Here is a 4324-nt window from a genome sequence, read left to right as displayed (position 1 = left end):
TCCACGTGAACGGGGACGGGGCGGTGATCCGCGAGTACGTGCACGTGGCCGACATGGCCGAGGCGTATCTCGCGGCCCTGGACGCCGTCCGGCCCGGCCACAGCAAGGTCTTCAACGTCGGCACGGGCGTCGGGGTCAGTGTCGTCGACGTCCTCGACGCGGTGGAACGGGTCACCGGTCGTGCGCTGCGGCGGGTACACCGCCCGCCAGCGGCGGAGCCGCCCGTGCTCGTCGCGGACAGCGACCGCATCCGGGCGGAGCTGGGATGGCAGTGCACCCGCTCGACCATCGACAGGATCGTTGCCGACGCCTGGGACGCGGTGACCTCGCGGGCGTCGGCCAACGCCACGTCCAGATGATCGCGCGTCCGGCCGCCTTCCCTGTCAGACGACTTATGGCGATAGCTTCGTCACAGTAGCCTCACTTCGGGGCCAGCTCTCGGGGCCGGGTTGCGACGTTCAGGGGTCCCACGGCCCGATGGACGGGCATTATGGACCAGCGGGGCGGCCATGACGGCCCCTCCGGCGCGTCCGGTTCGGAGCTTCAATGTCGCGGCTTCGTGTCGAAGCTCGAGCATCACAGTCTTCCGATCATGCGCATCCGGCATCGGCTATGACCTCTCGTCCTTGGACGAAACCAGTGGTTCTAGTTGAACCTGGGCATATCGCACCTCGCCGTCCTGGATGCGCAAACGAAGGATGCGGGAGCACGGCCTCCTGCACGTCCAGAGACATCAAGATCATTAAAGGAGGCGCCCGTGGGCCGTCCATATCACGTCTACGACTATGACGGGGAGCATCTGGGGTCATTTGCGACGTGGGATGCCGCGCACGACTGGGCTCACCTGCAGGCGGCACTGGGCGGCGTGCTCGCCCCGCTGGAGATCGAAGACCGCCGCAACCGGGTCGGCCGGCGACTGTGGGCGGAACGCTGTGAGTTCACGTGCTGGCAACAGATTGAGCAGGACTATGACATCGACGACATTGGTAACATTCACGGGTGTGCCATGAGAAGTCCTGCAATGCTCACACTTGCCCCACCTCATCAGCGACAACCCGTCTGAAGCAACTCAGGCGTACCCGGACGTAGGTCCGGCGACACCCGACCATCCGGCCAAACAGCTCTGTGACGTCGTCCGTTGACCTGACGAAAGGTCCTGCAGCCGTGTGAAAGTGCCCGCATAAGGCACCTGACATCACGAACCAACCATCCATCCATCACGAGCACCCTCGGCACAGTCGATGCAGCACGCATCCATGCTGGGCATTAAGCTGACCTATCGCTGATCGAGGCAGGCCGGCTGTGCCGGAACCGACGCGTGTCGGACACGGTAGTCGCCACAGCCGCAGCGCCTTTGGGGGAGAGACACAGGGTGGACAAACAGCCTGCGGGCGGACAGCACCCCCGGCCGACGTCTCGAGTGGTCGTCGACATGGTACGTGCTGTGCGCGGCTGGGTCGTGGCGGTCGCGGGCGGCGTCCTGCTGTTCGGTTGTTACCTGGGTGTGTCCGCGGAAACCGATCCCGGGCGTCAGCTCCCCTACTTCGCCTCCGGCGGACTCGGCGGGCTCGCGCTCGTCTTCCTCGGCAGTGCCCTGTTGATAGCCGACCAGATCGATGCCGCCTCCAAAGGACGGGGACGCCTGGACCGCCAGGTCGACGAACTGCACACGCTGATCGTTGCCGCAGCCTCCGCCCCTGTGTCCTCCGTCCCCGCGGCGGCGACGGAGCCGGCGGCGGGCAGCCACGACGACGGCAGCCTGTTCGCGGTGCCCGCCGGTCGGACCTACCACCGCCGCACCTGCGAAATGATCACCAGCAAGCCGGCACAGCCCGTGGACCCGGATCAGATCGCCGCTCGCGGCCTGACACCCTGCACGATCTGCGAACCAAAGATTGACGCGTGAGACGCGGACGGGCTGAGGTCCCCGGGCCGCCGCAAGGCCAAAGGCAGCGCGATCATATTTCTTTCGCGCTGCCGGCGGCCCAGGTCCCCGGGCTGCTGCGGGAGCATCCGCGGTGAGAAGCATCGATCTGGCATTCGCCGGGATCTCCATTGGCGCGATCGCCGCGCTTTCCGGCATCGGCCTGCTCGTGACCTACCGGACCAATGGTGTCCTCAACATCGCCCAGGGCGGCATCGCAGCCCTGGTTGCCTACATCTTCCGCGCGATGGTCGTCGATTGGAAACTTCCGGTCCAGACCGCCGCGGTGCTCTCCCTCGCGGTCATTTCGCCATTGATCGGCATCGTGCTCGAGCGGTTCGTCTTCCGCCCGCTGGCCCGCCGGCGCGCGTCCGCGGCCGAGTCCCTGGTGGCGAGCCTGGGCGTGCTCGTACTCACCGTCGGTATGACGGCCGGGATCTGGGGCCTGGGATCCCGCAACGACGCACCGAGCCTGTTCCCCGATCGAACCGTCCCGCTGCCGGGGGGCAGCCGCATCGGTGTCGACGCGCTCGCCGAACTCGCCCTGGTCGTCGCCGTATGCGTGGCCCTCGGCCTGGTCACCACCCGCACACGCTTCGGCAGGCAGGTAAGGGCTGTGGTCGACGACCGCCAGCTCGCCGAGCTGTCCGCCATTCCGGCCGACCAGGTCGCCGCGGCCGGATGGGCCGTCGGCACCACCCTCGCCGGCTTCACCGGCATCCTGCTCGCGCCCCGCCTGCAGCTCACCCCGTACGGACTCACCCTGCTGGTGCTGGAGACGTTCGCGGTGGTCGTAGCCGCCCGGCTGGCCAGCCTACCGGGTGCGGTGCTGACCGCCCTGGCCATCGGGATCCTGCAGAGCGAGCTGAGCCAGTTCCAGGTGACCGGTGAATTCAGCGCCTTGTACCTCGCCGTGCAGTCCAACCTGTTCGTGGCCGCGCTTCTGGTCCTGCTGCTGCTGGTCCCCCGGCTACGCGAACTCGGCGGGGACGCGGGTTCCACCGGCCGGTTCTCCAGCCGCGGCGCGCCGCAGGCAGGCCGGGCGAGCCTCACCGACCAGCGCCGGGACATCCTCGGGAAGTTCGGCGGTGCCGTGCTGCTGTCGGCTCCGCTCACCTTCGCCCCCACCAACCTGCGCGACGCGTTCGCCGTGCCGGCTCTCGCCCTGATCTTCCTGTCCCTGGTGATCGTCACCGGTTACAGCGGGCAGGTCTCCCTCGGTGTCGCCGGCTACGCCGGGCTCGGTGCGCTGTTGTCCGCCAAGCTCGCCGCCGGTGACCTGTTCGGGCTCCCCCCGCTGCCAAGCCTTGTCGCGTTGCTGCTCGGCGCGCTGCTGGTCGCCCCGATAGGCCTGCTCACCGGCTACCCCGTCATCCGGCGGCGCGGGCTGGCGCTCGCCCTCACCACGTTCGCGGTCGGAGCGGTCGTGTCCCGCTTCGTCTTCCAACAGCAGACGTTCGTCTCGGGACTGCACGTCACGCCGCTGTCCATCGCCGGGCACACGCTGTCCGACCGCTGGTTCTACGTCGTCGAACTGGCCTGTCTGGGGCTGGGTCTGCTCGTCGTGCGTAACCTCCACGAGGGACGTCTCGGGCGGGCGCTGCTGGCCGTGCGTGACCACACCGAGGGTGCGGCCGCGGTAGGCGTCGACGTGCGCAACCTCAAGCTGCTGTCCTTCACCGTCTCGGCCGCGGTGGCCGGCCTGGGTGGCGCCCTGCTGATGCTCGGCTACGCCTCGTTCGACGCCGACACCTTCTCCCCGCTGAACAGCCTGCTCTGGTTCACCGCGGTCGTCGTCTTCGGAGCCGACAGCGCCGCGGGCGCGGTGGTCGCGGCCGGCTTCATCGTCACCATCGACACCCTCGCCCCCGCCGGCTCGGCCACCCTGGCCGTGGGCATCCTGGCGCTGACGTTGGGCTGGCTGCCCGGCGGTCTCGCGTCCGCCGTCCGTCACCTGGTGGCCGAGTTGGGTAACCGGATCGTCGAGGACCTGACCGAACCGGGCCGGGTCGGGCCCGCGGGCACAGGCGCGGGCGCGGGCACCGTCCGGACCGCTGCCGCAGCGTCCGCCCAGGCACGTTCCACCACATCCGCCGCATCCGCCGCATCCAGAACACTCGTTGTCTCCACCCCACTCACCTCCGTCACGTCCGTGGCATACCGGCGTCCGGCCGGTGGTGCGGGCGCCCCCACCCTGACGCCCTTCGGAGAGGCGCTGCTCGCCCGGGTACGGCAGGTCGCGCACACCCCCGGGAAGGCACCATGAGCGGGAGGGCACCATGAGCCGCGCGGAACTCACCGGCCATGGTCTGGTGCGCCGCTACGGGGGGCTCACCGCGGTCGACAACGTCGACATCACTGTCGCGCCCGGTAAGGTAACCGGGTTGATCGGACCGAACG

The 4324-nt window shown here is 68.9% G+C and carries 4 protein-coding genes and 1 pseudogene; all 5 read left to right on the top strand.

Features of this window, described 5'->3' with window-relative positions; genetic code table 11:
* On the top strand, nt 1-359 hold a 359-nt coding region (locus DD1DGNOD_RS06870), incomplete at its 5' end, for an NAD-dependent epimerase/dehydratase family protein (RefSeq protein WP_131769696.1).
* 398 nt (nt 360-757) lie between these two features.
* Nucleotides 758-1063: a hypothetical protein gene (locus tag DD1DGNOD_RS28890; RefSeq protein ID WP_241251286.1), complete on the top strand. Its 306-nt coding sequence runs from the start codon at nt 758-760 to the stop codon at nt 1061-1063.
* Nucleotides 1064-1432: 369 nt separating this feature from the next.
* The gene (locus DD1DGNOD_RS06860) at nt 1433-1906 is read left to right on the top strand and encodes a hypothetical protein (protein ID WP_131769697.1); all 474 of its coding nucleotides are present in this window, start codon (nt 1433-1435) and stop codon (nt 1904-1906) included.
* Between the two features lie 112 nt (nt 1907-2018).
* Nucleotides 2019-4190, top strand: coding sequence for an ABC transporter permease (locus DD1DGNOD_RS06855; protein ID WP_131765733.1), 2172 nt, complete (start codon nt 2019-2021; stop codon nt 4188-4190).
* Nucleotides 4191-4203: 13 nt separating this feature from the next.
* Nucleotides 4204-4324 (top strand): annotated as a pseudogene (locus DD1DGNOD_RS28885) (ABC transporter ATP-binding protein); the annotation flags it as partial.

Source organism: Candidatus Protofrankia californiensis (genome assembly GCF_900634765.1).
In the GTDB taxonomy this organism is placed as follows: Bacteria; Actinomycetota; Actinomycetes; order Frankiales; family Frankiaceae; genus Protofrankia; species Protofrankia californiensis.
Note: the sequence above shows the minus strand (reverse complement) of the source record. Positions and strands in the feature narration are given on the sequence as shown.

What these genes read in the sequence shown, in the direction of transcription:
- DD1DGNOD_RS06860 (WP_131769697.1), top strand. Translation starts at nt 1,433, where the DNA reads ATGGTACGTGCTGTGCGCGGCTGGGTCGTGGCGGTCGCGGGCGGCGTC.